Source organism: Clostridium sp. C105KSO13 (genome assembly GCF_001517425.1).
In the GTDB taxonomy this organism is placed as follows: Bacteria; Bacillota; Clostridia; order Lachnospirales; family Lachnospiraceae; genus Muricomes.
The window spans coordinates 1-750 of record NZ_FBWL01000045.1; the positions used below are offsets into that span (position 1 = coordinate 1).

The window sequence follows — 750 nt, forward strand, 5'->3', positions numbered from 1 at the left end:
TCTTGAATCCGTTCTTTCCATAAAGCTCTATTACCTTGATCCATTGTATAACCTCCTAAAGACATTTTAGGTTAATTTTACAGGATCTGCATGGAGATTACACGACGCTATCTTTTGAAGCACTTACATCCCATGTTCTGTCAAAAGAGTGCAAAGACATATGGCTAAGCTAGGTCTTCGCAGTGTTGTAGTACGCAAATATAAGTATCAAAATAATCAGGGTAAGGTTCCTGATGATAAGGAAAACATACTAAATCGTGATTTTAATGCTACAACAATAAATCAAAAATGGGTTACTGACATAACGTATATACATGTTCAAGATGGAGGCTGGACTTATCTAGCATCAGTGATGGACTTATATAATAGAAAGATCATTGGTTATTCATACGGCAAAAACCCAACCGCCGAATTAGCTAAAAAGGCGGTAGAAAATGCATGTCTCAATGTAGAAGATACTACAGATATTATTCTTCACAGTGATTTGGGCAGCCAATATACAAGCACCGTATTTGAAGATATGATCATAGAAAAAAGTTTGAAACAAAAAGGTAGCGGTTAAAGAAAAAGTAGGGTATAGCAAACAAGCCATCTTTCGCTGGCTTCAAAAAAGAAATATAGACACAACACTTAATTCATGGCAGGAGCGGCTTCATCCTTGATGATGTATCCACGCTGTTTTAGCAGATTAAGCGCCTGAGAAGTAGTCAGAATTTTTGACTTATTCACAGGGCGTGACTCAAGAAAGCC

The 750-nt window shown here is 37.1% G+C and carries 1 protein-coding gene; it reads left to right on the forward strand.

The window, feature by feature from the left end:
* The first annotated feature begins 160 nt into the window (after positions 1–160).
* A complete protein-coding gene (locus BN3456_RS00155; protein WP_242862755.1) occupies positions 161–562 on the forward strand; it encodes a DDE-type integrase/transposase/recombinase in 402 nt (133 codons plus the stop codon).
* The last annotated feature ends 188 nt before the right edge of the window (positions 563–750 follow it).

Excerpts from the sequence above, each read along its gene's own strand:
- BN3456_RS00155 (WP_242862755.1), top strand. The coding sequence starts at position 161 with ATGGCTAAGCTAGGTCTTCGCAGTGTTGTAGTACGCAAATATAAGTAT.